Below are 17,723 nucleotides of genomic sequence, written 5' to 3'. Positions count from 1 at the left end.
GCTCGGCAGCGGAGGCTCCGCTGCCGAGCGCCGTCCCGGAAGATCTGCGCTGCGACCGAGATCAGAGGGGGCGGACCTGCTCCGCCTGCGGGCCCTTGGTGCCCTGGCCGACCTCGAACTCGACGGACTGGCCCTCGTCGAGGCTCCGGTAGCCGTCCGTCTGGATCGCGCTGAAGTGAACGAAGAGGTCCTGACCGCCGTCGGCCGGGGTGATGAACCCGAAGCCCTTCTCAGCGTTGAACCACTTGACCGTGCCCTGGGCCATGTACTGCTCCTTGCTCGTCTCTCACGTGCGACCGCGCCCTCCGTTGGGTCACGGACACCGCCAGCCTAGGGGAACGACCTGCTCGGAGGAAAGGGTTGACCGGCGCGTACCAACAACGAGCAAAGCCACCGGACGTGCGTCGACCCCGGCGGCACGGCCACCGGGGTCGACGGGACGAACGTGGGTCAGCCGACGAGGATGACGGACACGTCGCCGCGCAGGCTCTCGACGAGCGTGACGTTGGCGAGCCCGAGGTCCTTGGCGATCTGCTTCGCCTCGTCCTCGAGGTCGACGGAGCGGTACCAGACGGACGACGTCGCGGGAGCGTTCGAGCTGGCGGGGAAGTTGTCGCCGACGACGTTCGTCCAGCCGGCTCCCTTGAGGGTCGAGACGCGCGTCGCGGCGAGGCCCTGCGTGCGCGTCGCGTTGAGCACACGGATCGGGGTCGAGCGGTCGAGCTCGGGCGTCGTCGGGGCCTCGGTCGTCGGGGCCTCGGTCGTCGGCTCTTCCGTCGTCGGTTCCTCGGTCGTCGGCTCGTCCGATGCTTCGTCGGTCGTCGTGGAATCGGCCGACGTCGGCTCGCTGCTCTCCGTCGGCGTGACGCTGGGCGCGGCCGTCGTCGCGGGCGGCGTCGTCCCGGCCGAACCAGGCCGTCCCTGCAGGGTGAACCACGTGACGAGCGCGGCGGCGAGGGCCGCGCACACGACGATGACGACGAGGAAGGGCCATACCTTGCTCCACGTCGACCGCTGCGCGTGGTGGATGCCCAGGGCATGGCTGTCGTCGAGCTCGGTGTCGAACTCGTCGTTCGGGTAGGGGTATCCGCTCACGAGGACAGGCTACCGGTGCGTGCGTGCCGGACGACCACAGCGCGGCTGGTCAGGACGCGGAGAGGTTGCGAAGATCAACTGCCTGCCCGGCCGCCTCAGGCCTCGGCGCCGAGGCGCCGCTGGCTGCGCGCGCGGTGCCGGCTCGACCGCAGGCGTCGCAGACGTTTGACGAGCATCGGGTCGAACGCCAGGGCCTCGGGCGTGTCGATGAGCGCGTTGAGGACCTGGTAGTACCGCGTCGCAGGCAGGTCGAAGAGCTCGCGCACGGCCTGCTCCTTCGCGCCCGCGTACTTCCACCACTGACGCTCGAACGCGAGGATCTTCTCGTCGCGCTCGCTCAGGCCCGACGGACGGCTCTCGGGTGCGTCCGTCGTCGTGGCGTCCCCGTGCTCGTCGGGGACCGCGTGCAGCTCGGCCACCGCCGCCTCCCTCGTCTCGTCGGTCGCTCGCGCGGCCCGCGGCCACGCTCCTGCCGATCGTACGCGCGAACCACACGGGTGTCATTCCTCCCGGCCAGCGCCACGCCCGCCGACGACCAGCCGGTAGCGTCGTCCCCGTGCCGCTCCTCGACGACGTCCACCCCACCTGGGCCCGCGCCCTCGCCCCCGTCGCGCCGCACCTCGCCGAGATCGAGACGTTCCTCGACGCCGAGGCGGCCGCAGGGCGCGAGGTGCTGCCGCCCCGGCACCAGATCATGCGCGCGTTCACCCGCCCGCTCGACGACGTGCGCGTCCTCGTCGTCGGGCAGGACCCCTACCCGACGCCCGGCCACGCGCACGGCCTCGCGTTCTCGTGCGAACCCGACGTGAGCCCGCTGCCCCGCTCGCTGCGCAACGTGCTCGTCGAGCTCGCGTCCGACACGGGCGTCGCCGACGCGACGAGCGGCGACCTCTCGGCGTGGGCGGACCGCGGCGTCCTCCTCCTCAACCGCGTCCTCACCGTGCGCGCGGGCGACGCGGGCTCGCACCGGGGCCGCGGCTGGGAGCACGTCACCGACCACGTCGTCGACCTGCTCGACGCACGCCCCGCGCCGCTCGTCGCGATCCTCTGGGGCAAGGACGCCGAACGCCTCGCCCCGCGGCTCACGCGGCACCCCGTCCTCGTCTCCGCGCACCCGAGCCCGCTCTCGGCACGCCGCGGATTCTTCGGCTCGAAGCCCTTCACGCGCGCGTCCGCCGCGCTCGAGGACCAGGGTGCCCCGCCCGTCGACTGGTCCCTCACCCCGCCCGCGGGTGCAGGATGGATGCTGTGACGACCGAGCACCCGACCGAGCACCCGACCGACGCGACCCCGACTCCCCCGCCCGCACCCCGCTGGCGCCGCTACGTCGCGATCGGCGATTCCTTCACCGAGGGCCTCTGGGACCGCGAGACGCCCGGCTCCGACGCGTGCCGCGGCTGGGCCGACCGCCTCGCCGAGCACCTCGACGCCCGCACCCCTGGCGGCGTCGAGTACGCGAACCTCGCGGTCCGCGGCCGGCTCCTCGGACCGATCCTCACCGACCAGCTGCCCGCAGCGCTCGACCTCGAGCCCGACCTCGTCTCGATCGTCGGCGGCGGCAACGACATCCTCCGCCCCGGCGTCGACGTCGACCGGCTCGCCGCCCGGCTCGAGAACGCCGTCGCTCGCGTCCGCGAGACCGGCGCCGACGTGCTCCTCGCGACGGGCGTCGACGCCGACGGCTCGGCGCTCCTGCGGCTCACACGACCCCGTGTCGCCACGTTCAACGCGCACGTGTGGTCGATCGCGCGCCGCCACGGCGCTCACGTGCTCGACCAGTGGGGCATGCGCTTCATCAAGGACTGGCGGTTCTGGGACGTCGACCGCCTCCACCTCACGAGCGAAGGTCACCGCCGCGTCGCGGAGGCTGCGCTCGAGGCCCTCGGCCTCGAGCCGACCGACGTCACGTGGGACGTGCCGCTCGACGCGCTCACGCCCGAGGCCTGGTCGGTGCGTGCCCGCGAGAACGCCGTGTGGATGCGGCAGCACGCCCTCCCGTGGGTCCAGCGCCGGCTCACGGGACGCTCGTCCGGCGACGGCCGCACCCCGAAGCGTCCCACGGCCGGGCCGCTCGGTCCCGATCCCCGCTGACGCGCGACGCTCAGCCGTCCGACGGCAGGTGGCCGAGCCCCGTGATCGTCTCGCGCGTCACGGGGACGCGCGCCCGCAGGTGCGCGTGGTGCAGCGCCCTGCCGTCAATCTCGCCCGACGCGATGCGTGACGCCTCGACGTCGGAGCCGACGTCGAGCGTCCCTCCCGCGAGCTCGACCCGTTCCCGCAGCCGGCGCGTCCCCGAGCCGTGCGTCGCCCGACTCATGTCGACGGCCGCGCCGTTGTTCGCGACGTCGACGACGATCGTCGACTCGCCCTCGAGATCGAGCCGTACGTCGAACGACGTCGCGTGCCCGTGCCGCAGCCCGTTCGTCACGGCCTCCTCGACGATGCGTACGACGAGCAGCCGGTCCGCGGGCCGCACCTCGGAGTTGCCCGGGTCGTCGCGCCGCCTCAGCGCGTCACCGACGTGGAGGCGCGTCGCGATCCCCGTCGGCAGGCGGCGCAGCAGCATGCGCACCGCAGGGACGACGCCGATCTCGATGCCCTCGGGGTAGAGCATGCGGCTCGTCGCGCGCACGTCGTTCTCCCGGATGTCGTCGAGGTCGCGGCGCAGCGCCATGAGCGCCTCGACGTCCTCGTCGCCGAATCCGCGCCGGCGCGTCTCCTCGATGAACATGTCGACCTGGACGGCCGCGATGACGAGCCGCTGCTGGAGGCTTCCGTGGAGACCCTCGGCGATCGACCGTCGCACGCGGACTTCCTCGGTCTCGAGCGTCCGCAGGGCCAGCTCGCGCTGGTAGGCGGCGTGCGCGGCGGAGCGCGCCTCGAGCCTCTCGGCACGCCGGACGGCCGCGTACGCGAAGCCCAGGCAGCCCGCTCCCAGGCAGAACACGAACCCTGAGATCGTCTCGACCCAGAGGATCCCGGGGGCGTCGGGAAGCTCGCGCGTGACGACGAAGATCCCGAGCCGCACGCCGGCCGCGACCGCGGCGGCGAGCACGAGCGCGGGCAGCGCGCCCCAGAACTGCCGGAACCGGTGTGCTCTCGTGAGGACGAGACCCCCGGCGAGGACGAGGCCCGTGAGGAGGTTGATGAGGAACCGGGGCCACGACGGGACGATCGCCGCGGGCAGGGCGAAGACGCCCTGGGCCCACAGGTAGGCGGCGGTGACGGTGTAGAAGGTCTCGATGATGATGAGCGACGCACCGACGTGCGCGACGCGGTCACGCCTGTCGTCGAACGCGTCGAGGGTGCTGGTTCCCATGCCCAAGTATCACCACGAACTGTCATCTCCGGGAGTCCTCGGGCGCTGCGACCTCACCGGCGCCCCGGTGTCGCGAGGTGAGCCGCACGGTGCGTGCGGACGATCCCGGGGAGGACCCTGTGCTCATGCACTCCCGTCCTGGCTCGTCAAGCGCAATACTGGGGCGATGGAACACGGTGAGGGAACCCTGCGTGTCGCGGTCGTCGAGGACCACACGCTCTTCCGGAGCATGCTCGAGCACCTCGTCGCCGACGTCCCGGACATGGAGCTCGTCTGCTCGGTCGAGACCGCGACCGAGGCGCGCGCTCGCATCACGCCCGGCTCGACGGACGTCGTCATCCTCGACGTCGACCTGCCCGACGGCAACGGCATCGGCCTCGGCGTGCTCCTGTGCCGCGCCGACCCGGCCCTCAAGGTCGTGCTGCTCTCCGCGCAGGACGCGATCGATCTCATGCTCGACCTGCCGCGCGACGTCGCCGGCAGCTGGAGCTACCTGTCGAAGACGTCGACGCACGACTCCGACTCGCTGCTGCGCGCCGTGCGCGTCGCGGCGGCCGGCGGCTCGACGCTCGACCCGGTGCTGCTCGAGCGCATGCGGCCGCGCGCCGGCTCGCGCGTCGCCCAGCTCACCGACCGTCAGTACTCCGTCCTGCGGCTCCTCGCGTCGGGCCTCTCGAACGCGGGGATCGCGCACGAGCTCGGCATCGCCGAGAAGTCCGTGCAGAACCACGTCAACGCGGTGTACTCGACGCTCGGGATCGACGCGCACCCGGACCGCAACCCGCGCGTGAGCGCCGCGCTGCAGCTCATCGAGGAGACGGGACCCGCCTGACGGGCCGCCTCGGGGGACGACGCAGGCCCCGGAACCCTCGCGGGTTCCGGGGCCTGCGTGCGACGGACCTGGGTGGACGGGGATATCGATGGGTGTCAATATTGACGCATGTCGATACGCACGGCCCCTGCCGCACCACCCCGCACCCTCTCGCAGCTCGACCGGCTCCTCCCCGCGTGGATCGGCATCGCGATGGTCGCCGGCCTCCTGCTCGGTCGCTTCGTCCCCGCACTCTCCGACGCCCTCACCTCGATGGAGGTCGGCGGGATCTCCCTGCCCATCGCCCTCGGCCTCCTCGTCATGATGTACCCGGTCCTCGCGAAGGTCCGCTACGACAAGGTCGCCTCCGTCACCGGCGACAAGCGGCTCCTCGTCTCCTCGCTCGTCCTCAACTGGCTCGTCGGCCCCGCGCTCATGTTCGCGCTCGCCTGGACGTTCCTGCCGGACCTCCCCGAGTTCCGCACGGGCCTCATCATCGTGGGCCTCGCCCGCTGCATCGCCATGGTCGTCATCTGGAACGACCTCGCATGCGGCGACCGCGAGGCCGCCGCCGTCCTCATCGCGATCAACTCGGTGTTCCAGGTCCTCGCGTTCTCCCTGCTCGGCTACTTCTACCTCACCGTCCTGCCCGGCTGGCTCGGCCTCGACACCGCAGGCATCGACATCTCCATGGGCCAGATCGCGCTCAACGTCCTCGTCTTCCTCGGCGTGCCGCTCGTCGCAGGCTTCGCGTCCCGCCTCATCGGTGAGCGCACGCGGGGACGCACCTGGTACGAGGAGAGGTTCCTGCCCGCCGTCAGCCCGTGGGCGCTCTACGGCCTGCTCTTCACGATCGTCCTGCTCTTCGCGCTCCAGGGCGAGGCCGTCACGTCGCGCCCGCTCGACGTCGTGCGCATCGCGGTGCCGCTGCTCGCGTACTTCGCGCTCATGTGGGCCGTCGGCATGATCCTCGGCAAGGCTCTCGGGCTCGGCTACGCGAGGACGACGACGCTCGCCTTCACCGCGGCCGGCAACAACTTCGAGCTCGCGATCGCCGTGTCGATCGCGACGTTCGGCGCCACCTCGGGCCAGGCCCTCGCGGGCGTCGTCGGGCCGCTCATCGAGGTGCCCGTCCTCGTCGGCCTCGTCTACGTCTCGCTGTGGGCTGCGCGCCGCTGGTTCGGCGTCGACCCCGTAGCCTCCGTGCCCGGCACGAGCGGGTCCGCGGCACCGCACGAGGAGACGCCATGACCTCCGTGCCGCTCTCGACCGAGCCGACCGTCACAGGTTGCGGCCCGGGGCCCGCGTCTCGCGCCATGGGCGCCGATGTCGCCGGCGTCGTCGCGACCGCGCTCAAGGCCCTTGCCGAGCCTCTGCGCCTGCGCATGCTCTCGTTCATCGCGACGACCCCGGCGGACGAAGCGTGCGTGTGCGACCTCACCCTGCCCGCCTGACCACCCGTGGAGATCAACATGACGAACCCGACCACCCCCTCCGTCCTCTTCGTGTGCGTGCACAACGCCGGCCGATCCCAGATGGCCGCGGGCTTCCTCCGCGTCCTGTCGGGAGGAGCGGTCGAGGTCCGCTCGGCAGGCTCGATGCCCGCCGAGCAGATCAACCCCGTCGCCGTCGACGCGATGCTCGAGGTCGGCATCGATATCCGCGACGAGGCTCCCAAGGTCCTCACGACCGAGGCCGTCGAGGCCTCGGACGTCGTCGTCACGATGGGCTGCGGAGATGTCTGCCCGTTCTTCCCCGGGAAGCGATACGAGGACTGGAAGCTCGAGGACCCGGCGGGCCAGGGCATCGAGTCGGTGCGTCCCATCCGCGACAAGATCCGCGACCGCGTCCTGGGGCTTCTCGCCGAGCTCGGCGTCGAGCCCGTCGGCGCCTGACGGACGACCGGACATGGCGGAGGGGCCGCACCTGTCGGGTGCGGCCCCTCCGCCATGTCCGGCCCGAGCGTCCGCGCGGACGTCCGCGACGGACGGATGGCTCAGCCGTCCTGCTCGGCGGGCTTGCGTGCGCGTACGATCGCGCCGTGCATGCCGTCGGCGACGTCGTGGGTGAAGACGACCTCGGCGTCGACGAACCCGGCCGCGGCCAGGCCGTCGAGGTACTCGGTGCGCGAGAGCGCGCCGGCGATGCACCCGACGTACGAGCCGCGCTCGGCGCGCTCGCCGGGGCTGAGACGGTCCTCGGCGACGACGTCGGAGATCCCGAACCTGCCGCCGGGGACGAGCACGCGGAACGCCTCGGCGAGCACGGCAGGCTTGTCCGGGGAGAGGTTGACGACGCAGTTGGAGATGACGACGTCTACGGTGGCGTCCTCGAGGGGCAGGTCCTCGATCGTGCCCTTGCGGAACTCGACGTTCGTCGCGCCGGCCCTGGCAGCGTTGGCGCGGGCGAGATCGAGCATCTCGTCGGTCATGTCGACGCCGTAGGCGAAGCCGTTCGCGCCGACGCGGCGTGCGGAGAGGAGCACGTCGATGCCGCCGCCTGAGCCGAGGTCGAGCACACGCTCGCCCTCGCGCAGCTCGGCGACGAGGAGCGGGTTGCCGCAGCCGAGCGACGCGGCGAGGGCCTCGGCGGGCACCGCGGCGGCGTCGTCGGCGCCGTAGAGCCCCGAGCCGAACCGCTCGTCGATGACGAGATCCTTCGGGCCGTTCTGGCCGACCGCGTCACCGCCGCAGCAGCCGGCGTCCCCGCTGGCCTGCACCGCGGCCAGCGCGTAGCGGGCCTTCACCTGCTCCCGGATGTCCTGCGTCATCGTTCCTCCTTGATATCGATACTGGTCGATCCCTTCGAGCATGCTGCAGACATCGACGCCTGTCAATGTCGACAGGGGCCGCCCCATGACGCACGATGAGGCCATGGCACGCGACCCGCTCCCGACAGCACCGACCGCCTGCTGCACCCCGCCGGCCGGCAGCGCGCTCGGCCCCCACGACGCCGAGCGCACCGCACGCACCCTCAAGGCCCTCGCGGACCCCACCCGCCTCCGGCTCCTGTCGATCATCGCGGCGCACGACGGCGGCGAGGCGTGCGTCTGCGACCTCGTCGACCCCGTCGGACTCTCCCAGCCGACCGTGTCCCACCACCTCAAGGTCCTCACCGAAGCCGGCTTCGTCACCCGCGAGAAGCGCGGCGTGTGGGCCTACTACACGCTCGTCCCCGACGCGGTCGACGGCCTGCTCACCCACCTCGGCCACCTCCTCGCCGCCCGCCCCAGCACCTCCCCGTAGCCGCGGCGTGCGCGCACGCTGCACGCGCCGGAACGACGAAGGCCCCCGACCTGCGCAGGTGCAGGTCAGGGGCCCTTCTGTCACGGAGCCGCCTGTCGGGTTCGAACCGACGACCTTCGCTTTACAAGAGCGGTGCTCTACCAGCTGAGCTAAGGCGGCGCGTCCTCGCGGACGGTGCGGCCACGAGTGTACCCGCCCTCGCGGGCCCGGCCGTGACGACCGGGCCCGCAAGCGTCAGTGTCAGCCCTGCTTCGCGGCGTCGATCGCGGCGCGGAACTGCTGCTCGTTGCGCCAGTCACCCTCGAACTTCGTGCCGCCGACGACGATGGTCGGCGTCGAGAAGATGCCGTCCTGCGTGTGCAGCTTGGTGTCGGCGCTCGCCTTCTCGGTCTGGGAGCCGACCCAGCGGGCGAACTGCTTGTACGAATCGAGGTTCGCGATGCCGTCGACGACGTCTGCGGGCACACCGACGCTCTTCGCGATGTCGGCGATCTCACGGTCCGTCAGACCCTTGGAGTTCTCCTCCGGCTGCTTGGCGAACATCGCCGTGTTGAAAGCGTCGAAGTGCTCGGGCGCCTTCTCGGCGACATAGACCGCGGCCGCGGCGGAGCGCGTCGAGAACGCCGTGCCGGACGAGAGGCGATCGAGGATCGTCACGGGGTGGACGACGAGCGTGATGTCGCCGGCCTCGCGCAGCTCAGTGAGGAGCGCAGAGTTTGTCTCCTCGAAGACACCGCACCAGGGGCACATGTAGTCGAGGTAGACGTCGACGACGGGCGCTCCCTCGTTCGCTGTGCCGGCCACGCCGTCCTTGCCGAGCGAGATCCCGCCCGACTCGGCTGCGACCGACGGCGTCGCGAGCGGAGCGGGCTCGGGCAGCTCGGCGGGACGGGACGCGATGACGGCCCAGATGATCGCGGCGACGAGCGCGGCGACAGCGACGCCGAACGCGGAGATCGTGATGATCTTCACGCGCTTCTCGCGTGCGGCCTGCTCGGCGCGCATCGTCGCGGCAAGGTTGCGGGCCGCGTCGCGGCTCTGGGCGGGGGCGGACTTCTTCGAGGACATGGTGGTCCCTTCCGGATGGTTCGGGGAGTGCGGGTGCTGGTGCGGGCGGGTGCGGGCGGCTCAGGCCGCGGGCACGGGCGGTCCCCGGCGCACCGGCACCGGTCCCCCGACGCGCACGCGGGCGCGTCGGACGTGGGCCCGCGGCGCGAGGCGCACGCGGCCGCGCGGGACGAGCACCGGCATGGTCGCGTGCACGACGAGGCGTCGTCCGGCGACGGCGTGCACGCTCCGCAGGGTCGCGCGCAACGCGGCGACGAGCCCTCCCGCAAGCACGAGGAGCGCGACGTGCGCGAGCAGCACGGGCAGGGCGATCGTCGCGACGACGACCGCGACGTCACCGGCGGCGCCGCCGAGCGCGAGCGAGCCCTCGGGGCAGGCCGCGTCGGCCCGGACCATCGCGAGGTGCGTCGCCCACCAGGCGGGGGCGCCGGCGGCGCTCACGCAGCGCGAGACGACCGAGATCCCGGCCTCGCCGAGCACGAACGCGAGGTGGAGGCTCACCTGGACGGCAAGGTACCCGAGGACGGTCACCGCACCGACGCCGCGCACGAGCACGCTCGCCGCACGGACGCGCGACGAAGCGCCGTCCGAGGGGATCGTCCTGGTGCGCACGGGGCCGAGGATACTGCACGCTCCCGTGGACGTCCTGGGAGAGCCGTCGCTCACGAGAGGTTGGGCGGCCCGCCGAGCGGAGACCAGAGGATCGGCATGCCCACGGCGACGAGCAGCCCGCCGACCGCGGTGAGGGCGAGTGCGACGAGCACGACGAACAGCGTCCCACCACGGCCGGGTGCGAGATGCCCGAGGATCGTCCGCGCACCCCAGCGCGTCGACCAGCCGAGGGGCCCAAACCACAGCAGGAGCAGCCAGACGAACCCGACGGCCGCGAGCGCCGCGACGAACACCCACGTCGCGTTGACGGTGCCCTCGGCTGGCACGACGAGCTCTGCGTGGCCGCGCTCGCCGAGCTCGTGCGTCGAGACGACGAGCCGGTTCGTCTGGAGCATCCACCACAGCGGTCCGCCAAGCATCGCGGCGACGGACCCGGCGACGAGGAAGCCGGGCAGGAGCGTGAGCCCCGCCTTGAGGAGGTACCAGGGGTAGGAGAGGGTCGCGCGCGCGCCGTCGGCGCGTCCCCTGCCACGCGTCGCGCGCCGCGTGCGGAGCGCGTCGGACGTCACGCCGACGGAACGCACGAGCACGACGACGAGGACGAGGACGAACGTCGCGACGACCGGGAAGAGGCCGATCGCGAGGGCGGCGGGCACTGCGAGGGCGAGCACGGCACCCGGGCGGCGCGGGTGCTCGACGTCGTCGGGCACGCCGTCGCCGTCGGCGTCGTGCACGCTCGGGACGTCCTCGTCGAGCGGGTCCCCCTCCCAGGCCGGCTCGTCCGCCGGGGCGTCCTCGGGTGTCGTCGGGGCGGCCACGGGCTGCGGGGCGTACGGGTTGACGGGGACGACGGCGGTGGGTGGCCCGGGCGGCACCGGGACGTCGTGCGCGGGCAGCGCGCGCGTCGATCCATCGGCGCCCGCGGGCAGCGGCGTCGTCAAGTCCGGACCGGGCGCCGGCACGACGGCGGTCGGGTCGAGTCCGTGCGAGGCGGCCGCCGCGGCGGCCGCGAGCGCGACGCCGCCCGTCGGGACGGCACGCCCCGCGACGACGTCGTCGAAGGCCGGCAGCGGCGGGGCATCGGGCTCGGGCTCGGGGACGGGCGTGCCGAACGCGCCCGTCGGCACGCGCAGGACGTCCGTGCGGCCGTCGTTGACGGGACCGGGGGTCGTCGTGACACGCGGGCCCGCGCCCGGACCGTACGGGCCCGTGCCCTCGTGCTCGACGACGCGTGCGTCGGGCTCCGCCGCCGCCTCGTCGTCCGGGCGGGCAGCATGCCCGACCATGAGCGCAGCCGGCACGACCGCGTGCGTCTCCCCCGCCGCGGCCGCCTCCCGGAGGGCTGCGACAACCTCGTCGGGCGACGTCCGCGCCGACGGGTCCGTGACGAGCGCGCCACGCAGCGCCGCCGCCGTGAGCGGGCCGGCACCGCCGAGGTCGACGTCGCCGGCACGCACGCGACCGAGCACGGCCTCGAGCGGACGCACCCCGAAGGGGGCGCGGCCCGTCACCGCGAACGCGATCGACGCCGCCCAGCCCCACCAGTCCCCCGCCGGGGACGGGTCGGCGCCGTCGAGGAGCTCGGGCGCAAGATAGCCGGGCGTGCCCATGACGAAGCCGTGCGACGTGACGCGCGCGTCCGTGACCGCCTGCGCGATGCCGAAGTCGATGAGGACCGGCCCATGCTCCGCGAGGAGGATGTTCGACGGCTTGACGTCACGGTGCACAAGGCCTGCGTCGTGGACCGCGTGGAGCGCCCGCGCGAGCTTCTCCGCGAGCTCGAGGGTGTCCTCCGCGTCGAGCGGGCCGCCGCCGAGGACCTCGTCCTCGAGGCTCGGGCCGTCGACGAGCTCGGTGACGACGAACGCCTCGTCCGCGTCGACCTCCGCGTCGAGGACCGTGACGAACGCGTCGTCCTCGACCTTACGCAGAGCCGCGACCTCGCGCACGAGGCGTGCGCGCGCGTCGTCGGTCGCGGCGAGCGACCGGTGGAGGACCTTGAGCGCGACGGGCGTGCCACCACCGTCGACCGCGCGGTAGACGGTGCCCGACGCCCCTGCGCCGAGCACCCGCTCGATCGTGTAGCCGCCGACCTCGTCCCCGGGCTTCCGTTCGTTGCGCTCCATCCTCGCAACCTAACCGAGCGGGTCCGCAGCCGCGCCCGGCACACGCCGTCCCCGCCCGGGAGCGACCCCATGGTTTCTCCCCAGGACGGTCAACGTCTCCCCAGGTAGGGTGAGGCCCGGAGCCGACGCCGCGCACCAGCAGGCGTCGCGCCGAGCAGAGTCGCCGCCCCGGTGCGACGCGCGCGCAGGGACGGCACGTACCACGGAGGAGCGGAAGACGCATGACCGAGGACCTCAGCAGCGCCCCCACGACGAGCACGACGGACGACGGCTACGACCTCGTCGTCGTCGCCAACCGCCTTCCCGTCGACCACACAGTCCAGCCCGACGGCACGACGACGTGGCGCAGGGCCCCCGGCGGGCTCGTCACCGCGATCGCCCCGCTCATGGAGGCCGACGAGGGCGCCTGGGTCGGCTGGGCGGGCGCCGCCGACGTCGAGCACGAGCCGTTCGACGCGAGCGGCATCCGCTGCGTCCCCGTCACCCTGTCCGCGGGCGAGGTCGAGCGCTACTACGAGGGCTTCTCCAACGACACCCTGTGGCCCCTCTACCACGACGTCATCGCGCCGCCGAAGTACCACCGCGCATGGTGGGACACCTACCAGGAGGTCAACGAACGCTTCGCGCGCGCCGCCGCGGACGTCGCGGCGCCCGGCGGCGTCGTCTGGGTGCAGGACTACCAGCTCCAGCTCGTCCCCGCGATCCTCCGCCGTCTGCGGCCCGACCTCCGCATCGGCTTCTTCAACCACATCCCGTTCCCGCCCGTCGAGCTCTTCGCTCAGCTCCCGTGGCGCAGCCAGGTGCTCGAAGGTCTCCTCGGCGCGGACGTCGTCGGCTTCCAGCGCACGGCGGACGCCGCGAACTTCCTGCGGGCAGTCCGCCGCCTCACGGCACGCACGACCCGCCGCCACCACGTCGTCGTCCCGGACGCCGACGGCGGCACGCGCGAGGTCCGAGCCGGCGCGTTCCCCATCTCGATCGACGCGAGCTCGTTCGACGCCCTCGCCCGCACCCCCGAGGTCCAGGCCCGCGCCCGCGAGATCCGCCACGAGCTCGGGGACCCCGAGGTCATCATGCTCGGCGTCGACCGCCTCGACTACACCAAGGGCATCCGCCACCGCATCAAGGCGTTCGGCGAGCTCGTCGAGGACGGCACCGTCGACGTCTCCTCCGTGACGCTCGTTCAGGTCGCGAGCCCCAGCCGTGAGAACGTCGGCGCGTACATGCAGCTGCGCGAGGAGGTCGAAGGACTCGTCGGGCGCATCAACGGCGAGGTCGCCGACTTCGGGCACACCGCGGTCCACTACATGCACCACTCCTACCCGGCCGAGGAGATGGCGGCGCTGTGCTGCGCCGCCGACGTCATGCTCGTCACGTCGCTGCGCGACGGCATGAACCTCGTCGCCAAGGAGTACGTCGCCGCCCGCTCCGACGAGTCCGGCGTCCTCGTGCTCTCCGAGTTCACGGGCGCCGCCGACGAGCTCGCCCGCGGTGCGCTCCTGTGCAACCCCCACGACATCGACGGCCTCAAGGCGACGATGATGCGGGCGGCGTCAATGCCGCGGCGCGAGATGCGCACCCGCATGCGACGGCTGCGCAAGCAGGTGCTCGAGAACGACGTCGCGCTGTGGTCGCGCACGTTCCTCGATGTCGTGCGGGGCACGTCGACGCACGCCGACACGTCCCTCGAGGAGCGTCACCCCGACTCGTACGCGAACGTCTCGGGGGCGCCTGCGTGACAGCCCTGCCCGCCGACCTCGCCGCCGCGCTCGACGACCTCGCCGCTCTCACGCGCGCCGGGCGGACCGTCCTCGTCGCGTCCGACTTCGACGGGGTCCTCGCCGACCTCGTCGACGACCCCGAGGCGTCCCGGCCGCGCCCCGAGGCCACGGCAGCACTCACAGTGCTCGCCCGCGCCGGCGAGCACGTCGTCCTCGCGCTCGTCTCGGGACGCGACGTCGCGACGCTCGCGCGACTGTCCAGCGCCCCCGCAGGGACGGTGCTCATCGGCTCGCACGGTGCCGAGCGGGGCATCGTCGCACCCGACGGGACGCTCGACGCCCGGCCCCTCGACCTGCCAGCCGCCGACTCGGCCCGTCTCGAGGCGGTCGTCACGACGCTCAAGGACGTCGCCGCACGCGCCGACGGCGCGTGGGTCGAGCGCAAGCCGACGTCCGCCGTCCTCCACGTCCGTCTCGTGGCGCACGAGCGCGCCGAGGAGCTGCGCGCCGACGCCCTCGCGCAGGTCCGCGCGCTCGGCGTCGACGCGATGCTCGGCAAGGACGTCGTCGACTGCAACGTCGTCACAACGTCGAAGGGCGCCGCGCTCACGGCGCTCGGCGCCGAGACCGACGCGGCCCGCACGCTCTACCTCGGCGACGACGTCACCGACGAGCGTGCGTTCGCCGTCCTCGGGCCCGACGACGTCACAGTCCGCGTCGGACCGGGCGACACCGTTGCCCGGTTCCGCGTGCCCGGGACGGCGGCGGCAGCCAGCGTGCTCGCACACGTCGGCGGCGCGGTCACCACCTCACAGGCTCCGCGGACGGGTGAACTCGGTCCGTGACCTAGGTCCCGCAGCCCGCACACCCAGACCTGTGGCAGGATAGGCGGCGGACCACGCGCCGACGCGCGGTCCGTGTCAGAGACGACGCACAATCGAATCAACGCTGACACTCTTCACGACGGATCGTCCGGCACGTACCTGCCGGTGAAGGGAACGGTTACCACCATGGCTACCGTCACGTACGACAAGGCTTCGCGGATCTACCCGGGCACCGAGCGCCCGGCGGTCGACCAGCTCGACCTCCACATCGAGGACGGCGAGTTCCTCGTCCTCGTCGGCCCCTCCGGCTGCGGCAAGTCGACCTCCCTGCGCATGCTCGCAGGCCTCGAGGACGTCAACGGCGGCCGCATCCTCATCGGCGACAAGGATGTCACGCACATCCAGCCGAAGGACCGCGACATCGCGATGGTCTTCCAGAACTACGCGCTGTACCCGCACATGACCGTCGCCGACAACATGGGCTTCGCGCTCAAGATCGCCGGCACCCCGAAGGCGGACATCCGTGCCCGCGTCGAAGAGGCCGCGAAGATCCTCGACCTCACCGAGTACCTTGACCGCAAGCCCAAGGCCCTCTCCGGTGGTCAGCGTCAGCGTGTCGCCATGGGCCGCGCCATCGTGCGTCAGCCCCAGGTGTTCCTCATGGACGAGCCGCTGTCGAACCTCGACGCCAAGCTCCGCGTCCAGACCCGTACGCAGATCGCGTCGCTCCAGCGCCGCCTCGGCGTCACGACCGTCTACGTCACGCACGACCAGACCGAGGCCCTCACCATGGGTGACCGCATCGCGGTCCTCAAGGACGGTCTCCTCCAGCAGGTCGGCACGCCGCGCGACATGTACGACACGCCCGCGAACGTCTTCGTCGCCGGCTTCATCGGCTCGCCCGCGATGAACCTCGGCACGTTCAAGGTCAACGGCGGCTTCGCCGAGGTCGGCCCCGCCCGCATCCCCGTCTCGCGCGCCGCGATCGCGGCTCTTGGCGCCGAGGACAACGGCAAGATCACGCTCGGCTTCCGCCCCGAGTCGCTCGACGTCGTCTCGCAGGCCGAGGCGTCCGCGTTCCCCGTCGAGGTCAACATCGTCGAGGAGCTCGGCTCCGACGCCTTCGTCTACGGCACTCTCAAGGGCTCGCTCGCCGACGCGGACGTCCACTCGGGCGCCGGTGACAACCAGGTCATCGTCCGCATCGACCCGCGCAACGTGCCCGCCAAGGGCGAGCGCATCTTCGTCGCGATCCGTCCCGGCGAGGAGCACCTCTTCGGCGCCGGCTCGGGCCTGCGTCTTCCCGCCTGACGTACAGCGCACGCAGGGGCGGTCCGGCAGCACGCCGGGCCGCCCCTGCGGCGTTCCTGCTCCCTATGCTGGGTGAGGGTGCTCGTCGCACCCACCCGCGGGTGCTCGCCGCACCCCGCATGCGGATGCTCGCCGCACCCGCGCCCGCCCGCCGCGACCGAACGAGGACACCGTGCCGCTCCAACGCCTGCAGATCACCGCAGCCGACCCCGACCCCGCGCTGCTCGACCTGCCGTGGAACATCCCGCTCGAGGAATGGCCCGCCGACCGGCTCGCGGCCCTCCCCCGCGGCATCTCCCGCCACATCGTGCGGTTCGTGCGACTCTCGGGCGGCATCATCGCCGTCAAGGAGATCGGCGAGACCGTCGCGCACCGCGAGTACGAGCTGCTCCGCCAGCTCGGCCGCATCGGCGGCGTGCCGTGCGTCGAGCCCGTCGGCGTCATCACGGGCCGCACCGCCGACGACGGCGAACCCCTTGAGGCCGTCCTCATCACGCGCCACCTGCAGTTCTCCCTGCCCTACCGTGCGCTCTTCAGCCAGGAGCTGCGCCCCGAGACCGCGACGCGCCTCATCGACGCGCTCGCCGTCCTCCTCGTCCGCCTCCACCTCGTCGGCTTCTACTGGGGCGACGTTTCGCTCTCGAACACGCTCTTCCGGCGCGACGCCGACCGCTTCTCCGCGTACCTCGTCGATGCCGAGACCGGTGACCTCCACGCGAAGCTCACCGACGGGCAGCGCAACTACGACGTGGACCTCGCCCGCACGAACATCATCGGCGAGATGATGGACCTCCAGGCGGGCGAGTACATGGACGAGGACACCGACATCATCGCGATCGGCGACGCCCTCGTGCAGCGGTACAACGAGCTGTGGGCCGCCCTCACCGACGAAGAGACGTTCGGTGCGGCCGATCGCTGGCGCGTCGCCGCTCGTATCGAGCGTCTCAACGCTCTCGGCTTCGATGTCGGCGAGCTCGAGATGACGACGGACCTCGACGGCACCAAGGTGCACATCCAGCCGAAGGTCGTCGAGGCCGGCCACCACTCGCGTCGCCTGCTGCGGCTCACGGGCCTCGACGTCCAGGACAACCAGGCACGCCGGCTCCTCAACGACCTCGACGAGTACCGTGCCGCGTCCGACCGGCAGGGCGAGGAGGAGCAGTTCGTCGCGCACGACTGGGTGACCGAGGTGTTCGAGCCGACCGTCCGTGCCGTGCCACGGACCATGCGCGGCAAGCTCGAGGCCGCGCAGATGTTCCACGAGATCCTCGACCACCGCTGGTACATCTCGGAGAAGCAGCGTCGCGACGTCCCGATGCCCGAGGCCGTCGAGAGCTACGTGACGAACGTCCTCGCGCACCGTCGCGACGAGCAGCAGCTGCTCGGCCTCGCGCCCGAGGACGCAGCGCTCCAGGAGGACGGCGGCAGCTGGGGCTGAGATGTTCCGATAGCCGATCGGCCCACCTCACGTGGTCCGATCGGCTATCGACCGTGGGCGCGGAGCGCTCGATAGCGGGTCGGTACGCCTGACGTGTACGGATCGGCTATCGGCCGTGGGCGCGGAGCGCTCGATAGCAGTTCGGTACGCCTG

19 protein-coding genes and 1 tRNA gene are annotated in these 17,723 nt (G+C 72.4%); 11 read left to right on the top strand and 9 right to left on the bottom strand.

The genetic code is table 11. The features are described 5' to 3' along the window. Positions 1 to 61: 61 nt before the first annotated feature. The 3 genes from IGS67_RS01340 to IGS67_RS01330 all read right to left on the bottom strand — a co-directional run bounded on the left by IGS67_RS01340 (position 62) and on the right by IGS67_RS01330 (position 1,505). A complete protein-coding gene (locus IGS67_RS01340; RefSeq protein WP_192277076.1) occupies positions 62 to 265 on the bottom strand; it encodes a cold-shock protein in 204 nt (67 codons plus the stop codon). A 185-nt stretch (positions 266 to 450) separates the two neighbouring features. Continuing rightward, the gene (locus tag IGS67_RS01335; protein WP_192277074.1) at positions 451 to 1,095 is read right to left on the bottom strand and encodes a LytR C-terminal domain-containing protein; all 645 of its coding nucleotides are present in this window, start codon (positions 1,093 to 1,095) and stop codon (positions 451 to 453) included. A 95-nt stretch (positions 1,096 to 1,190) separates the two neighbouring features. Next, positions 1,191 to 1,505: a DUF3263 domain-containing protein gene (locus IGS67_RS01330; protein WP_192277820.1), complete on the bottom strand. Its 315-nt coding sequence runs from the start codon at positions 1,503 to 1,505 to the stop codon at positions 1,191 to 1,193. 146 nt (positions 1,506 to 1,651) lie between these two features. On the opposite strand from IGS67_RS01330, the gene IGS67_RS01325 reads away from it, so the two are divergent. Then, positions 1,652 to 2,347, top strand: a complete 696-nt coding sequence (locus tag IGS67_RS01325; protein WP_328741351.1) for a uracil-DNA glycosylase — start codon at positions 1,652 to 1,654, stop codon at positions 2,345 to 2,347. Next, positions 2,335 to 3,186 carry an SGNH/GDSL hydrolase family protein gene (locus IGS67_RS01320; RefSeq protein WP_192277071.1) on the top strand — a complete coding sequence of 284 codons (852 nt, stop codon included), beginning with the start codon at positions 2,335 to 2,337 and terminating at the stop codon, positions 3,184 to 3,186. The genes IGS67_RS01325 and IGS67_RS01320 overlap by 13 nt, the downstream gene beginning before the upstream one ends. Positions 3,187 to 3,196: 10 nt before the next feature. Here IGS67_RS01320 and IGS67_RS01315 read toward each other — a convergent pair whose 3' ends face one another. After that, positions 3,197 to 4,414: a sensor histidine kinase gene (locus IGS67_RS01315; protein WP_192277068.1), complete on the bottom strand. Its 1,218-nt coding sequence runs from the start codon at positions 4,412 to 4,414 to the stop codon at positions 3,197 to 3,199. A 166-nt stretch (positions 4,415 to 4,580) separates the two neighbouring features. Between IGS67_RS01315 and IGS67_RS01310 the strand changes: the two genes are divergently transcribed. The 4 genes from IGS67_RS01310 (at position 4,581) to IGS67_RS01295 (ending at position 7,120) form a co-directional block, all read left to right on the top strand. Next, positions 4,581 to 5,246, top strand: coding sequence for a response regulator transcription factor (locus IGS67_RS01310; protein WP_192277065.1), 666 nt, complete (start codon positions 4,581 to 4,583; stop codon positions 5,244 to 5,246). A gap of 108 nt (positions 5,247 to 5,354) precedes the next feature. Beyond that, entirely contained in the window at positions 5,355 to 6,476 is a 1,122-nt protein-coding gene (arsB, locus tag IGS67_RS01305; protein ID WP_192277062.1) for an ACR3 family arsenite efflux transporter, read from the top strand. After that, positions 6,473 to 6,679 (top strand): hypothetical protein, encoded by a 207-nt coding sequence (locus IGS67_RS01300; RefSeq protein WP_192277059.1) that lies wholly within the window; start codon positions 6,473 to 6,475, stop codon positions 6,677 to 6,679. The genes arsB and IGS67_RS01300 overlap by 4 nt, the downstream gene beginning before the upstream one ends. Before the next feature lie 18 nt (positions 6,680 to 6,697). Further along, positions 6,698 to 7,120, top strand: a complete 423-nt coding sequence (locus IGS67_RS01295; protein ID WP_192277056.1) for an arsenate reductase ArsC — start codon at positions 6,698 to 6,700, stop codon at positions 7,118 to 7,120. A 101-nt stretch (positions 7,121 to 7,221) separates the two neighbouring features. Here IGS67_RS01295 and arsM read toward each other — a convergent pair whose 3' ends face one another. Further along, on the bottom strand, positions 7,222 to 7,995 hold the full coding sequence (gene arsM / locus IGS67_RS01290; protein WP_192277053.1) for an arsenite methyltransferase: 774 nt from the start codon (positions 7,993 to 7,995) through the stop codon (positions 7,222 to 7,224). Positions 7,996 to 8,098: 103 nt separating this feature from the next. On the opposite strand from arsM, the gene IGS67_RS01285 reads away from it, so the two are divergent. Next, positions 8,099 to 8,470 carry an ArsR/SmtB family transcription factor gene (locus IGS67_RS01285; RefSeq protein ID WP_192277050.1) on the top strand — a complete coding sequence of 124 codons (372 nt, stop codon included), beginning with the start codon at positions 8,099 to 8,101 and terminating at the stop codon, positions 8,468 to 8,470. A gap of 86 nt (positions 8,471 to 8,556) precedes the next feature. Here the strand turns inward: IGS67_RS01285 and IGS67_RS01280 are convergent. The 4 genes from IGS67_RS01280 to IGS67_RS13585 form a co-directional block, all read right to left on the bottom strand. After that, positions 8,557 to 8,629 (bottom strand) — tRNA-Thr (locus IGS67_RS01280). An 81-nt stretch (positions 8,630 to 8,710) separates the two neighbouring features. Further along, entirely contained in the window at positions 8,711 to 9,538 is an 828-nt protein-coding gene (locus IGS67_RS01275; RefSeq protein WP_192277047.1) for a DsbA family protein, read from the bottom strand. 60 nt (positions 9,539 to 9,598) lie between these two features. Then, positions 9,599 to 10,150 (bottom strand): hypothetical protein, encoded by a 552-nt coding sequence (locus IGS67_RS01270; RefSeq protein ID WP_192277044.1) that lies wholly within the window; start codon positions 10,148 to 10,150, stop codon positions 9,599 to 9,601. A 50-nt stretch (positions 10,151 to 10,200) separates the two neighbouring features. Next, positions 10,201 to 12,276 (bottom strand): serine/threonine-protein kinase, encoded by a 2,076-nt coding sequence (locus tag IGS67_RS13585; protein WP_210766949.1) that lies wholly within the window; start codon positions 12,274 to 12,276, stop codon positions 10,201 to 10,203. Between the two features lie 221 nt (positions 12,277 to 12,497). Here IGS67_RS13585 and IGS67_RS01260 point away from each other — a divergent pair, with 221 nt between their 5' ends. From IGS67_RS01260 to IGS67_RS01245, 4 genes are all read left to right on the top strand, one after another. Further along, entirely contained in the window at positions 12,498 to 14,015 is a 1,518-nt protein-coding gene (locus IGS67_RS01260) for an alpha,alpha-trehalose-phosphate synthase (UDP-forming) (RefSeq protein WP_192277041.1), read from the top strand. Beyond that, on the top strand, positions 14,012 to 14,842 hold the full coding sequence (gene otsB / locus IGS67_RS01255) for a trehalose-phosphatase (protein WP_192277038.1): 831 nt from the start codon (positions 14,012 to 14,014) through the stop codon (positions 14,840 to 14,842). The genes IGS67_RS01260 and otsB overlap by 4 nt, the downstream gene beginning before the upstream one ends. A 165-nt stretch (positions 14,843 to 15,007) precedes the next feature. After that, positions 15,008 to 16,132: an ABC transporter ATP-binding protein gene (locus IGS67_RS01250; RefSeq protein WP_192277035.1), complete on the top strand. Its 1,125-nt coding sequence runs from the start codon at positions 15,008 to 15,010 to the stop codon at positions 16,130 to 16,132. A 172-nt stretch (positions 16,133 to 16,304) separates the two neighbouring features. Beyond that, complete coding sequence (locus IGS67_RS01245) at positions 16,305 to 17,570, top strand: DUF4032 domain-containing protein (RefSeq protein ID WP_192277032.1); 1,266 nt, start codon at positions 16,305 to 16,307, stop codon at positions 17,568 to 17,570. The last annotated feature ends 153 nt before the right edge of the window (positions 17,571 to 17,723 follow it).

It is taken from the genome of Flavimobilis rhizosphaerae, from assembly GCF_014852685.1.
GTDB lineage: Bacteria > Actinomycetota > Actinomycetes > Actinomycetales > Cellulomonadaceae > Flavimobilis > Flavimobilis rhizosphaerae.
Note: the sequence above shows the minus strand (reverse complement) of the source record. Positions and strands in the feature narration are given on the sequence as shown.

Coding starts and splice junctions, on each gene's coding strand:
- IGS67_RS01340 (WP_192277076.1), bottom strand. CDS start 265: ATGGCCCAGGGCACGGTCAAGTGGTTCAACGCTGAGAAGGGCTTCGGG.
- IGS67_RS01320 (WP_192277071.1), top strand. CDS start 2,335: ATGGATGCTGTGACGACCGAGCACCCGACCGAGCACCCGACCGACGCG.
- IGS67_RS01315 (WP_192277068.1), bottom strand. CDS start 4,414: ATGGGAACCAGCACCCTCGACGCGTTCGACGACAGGCGTGACCGCGTC.
- IGS67_RS01310 (WP_192277065.1), top strand. CDS start 4,581: ATGGAACACGGTGAGGGAACCCTGCGTGTCGCGGTCGTCGAGGACCAC.
- arsB (WP_192277062.1), top strand. CDS start 5,355: ATGTCGATACGCACGGCCCCTGCCGCACCACCCCGCACCCTCTCGCAG.
- IGS67_RS01300 (WP_192277059.1), top strand. CDS start 6,473: ATGACCTCCGTGCCGCTCTCGACCGAGCCGACCGTCACAGGTTGCGGC.
- IGS67_RS01295 (WP_192277056.1), top strand. CDS start 6,698: ATGACGAACCCGACCACCCCCTCCGTCCTCTTCGTGTGCGTGCACAAC.
- arsM (WP_192277053.1), bottom strand. CDS start 7,995: ATGACGCAGGACATCCGGGAGCAGGTGAAGGCCCGCTACGCGCTGGCC.
- IGS67_RS01285 (WP_192277050.1), top strand. CDS start 8,099: ATGGCACGCGACCCGCTCCCGACAGCACCGACCGCCTGCTGCACCCCG.
- IGS67_RS01275 (WP_192277047.1), bottom strand. CDS start 9,538: ATGTCCTCGAAGAAGTCCGCCCCCGCCCAGAGCCGCGACGCGGCCCGC.
- IGS67_RS13585 (WP_210766949.1), bottom strand. CDS start 12,276: ATGGAGCGCAACGAACGGAAGCCCGGGGACGAGGTCGGCGGCTACACG.
- IGS67_RS01260 (WP_192277041.1), top strand. CDS start 12,498: ATGACCGAGGACCTCAGCAGCGCCCCCACGACGAGCACGACGGACGAC.
- IGS67_RS01250 (WP_192277035.1), top strand. CDS start 15,008: ATGGCTACCGTCACGTACGACAAGGCTTCGCGGATCTACCCGGGCACC.